1 protein-coding gene is annotated in these 1,233 nt (G+C 57.3%); it reads right to left on the bottom strand.

Translation table 11 applies throughout. From position 1 onward, the window contains the following. Positions 1–49: 49 nt before the first annotated feature. Positions 50–1,036, bottom strand: a complete 987-nt coding sequence (locus B7G53_RS22255) for an IS110 family transposase (protein ID WP_096671801.1) — start codon at positions 1,034–1,036, stop codon at positions 50–52. Positions 1,037–1,233 lie beyond the last annotated feature (197 nt).

Here is a 1,233-nt window from a genome sequence, read left to right as displayed (position 1 = left end):
AAAGCGGATCAGCAACTGTGTTCAAAGTCAAATCCATTTTGAGGTTTTTTCAAGCGTTGGCAAGCTGTGCACAACCGAAGGTGGCCTGCCACGGCCTGCCTGACTTGATGACCGCATTCAGGATGGTCAACAACTTGTGCATGCAAGCGACCAGTGCCACTTTGGCCGGCTTGCCTGCCGCGCGCAGGCGCTGGTAGAAAGCCTTCAGCACAGGGTCGTAGCGCACTGCGCTCAGGCTGGCCATGTACAAAGCCGAGCGCACGTTGCCCCGCCCGCCCCAGGTCGTTCGTCGTCCCTTCATCGTTCCGCTGTCGCGGTTAAGAGGCGCTACGCCCACCAGTTTGCCGATCTCTGGTGCATTGAGCTGGCCGAGCTCCGGCAGACACGCCATCAGGACCGCCTTGGTCGTCGTGCCCAATCCTTTCATCCCTTTAAGCAATTCGAGCTTGGCTTTGAAGTGCGCGCCCAAGCCGTCCGCAATGCCTCCATCAACCTCCTGGATCTGCTGGTCAATCGCTTTGATCATCGTCTCAATGCTTTGCCTTTGCGTACGGTGACTGCCGGCCAGCCGGTTGCTTTCGGCCACGCGCATTCCCACAAGTTGCGAACGCCGCGTGACCATCGCTGCCAGCACCTCCTGCTCTGGCGTTGCCAGCTTGAGCAGCAGCTTGTCGCGCCGCTCGCTGCAGTACAGCGTGTGCGCAAACTGCGCCAGCGCCTGAGCGTCAATCTTGTCGGTCTTGCTCAAGTAGCCCAGCGACTTGGAAAAATCGTGTGCCTGCCTGGGATTGACCACCATCACGGCGTAACCGGCCAAACACAGCGCTACCGCCGCTGGATGCTCAAGCCCTCCGGTAGCCTCCATCAACACAACCGCTATCTTCTGCCGTTGCTGCTCCAGGCTGGCCAGCAAAGCGCCAATGCCTTCCTCGGTATTGGCAAACTGGCGCGCTTTGCTCTGCGCGCGAATAGCCAGATCAAGCGAAGCCTTTGAGACATCGATGCCAATGAAAATTTGTTCTGAAGAAGCACTCATTTAGCCCATCCTTGCAAATACGGGGTCCAACAATATGGCCAACCAGCAACTGTTCGGGCTTGAAACAAGCGGCAAGTCATCCACGCCAAAAGCTGATCCTCGAGCTCTCGACTCACAGGGCTGACGGGCTGTGGATAACTTCCCAAAACAAATCTTGTTGGCGTCTCTTAATCGTCCTTTTGAAAGCATACAAGGGC

It is taken from the genome of Polaromonas sp. AET17H-212 (genome assembly GCF_002379085.1).
Taxonomy (GTDB): domain Bacteria; phylum Pseudomonadota; class Gammaproteobacteria; order Burkholderiales; family Burkholderiaceae_C; genus Polaromonas.
The sequence above is the reverse complement of the archived record's forward strand: the minus strand, read 5'-3'. Positions and strand labels throughout refer to the sequence as shown.

Bases quoted from the DNA above. Each gene is read 5' to 3' on its own strand.
- B7G53_RS22255 (WP_096671801.1), bottom strand. From the start codon at position 1,036: ATGAGTGCTTCTTCAGAACAAATTTTCATTGGCATCGATGTCTCAAAG.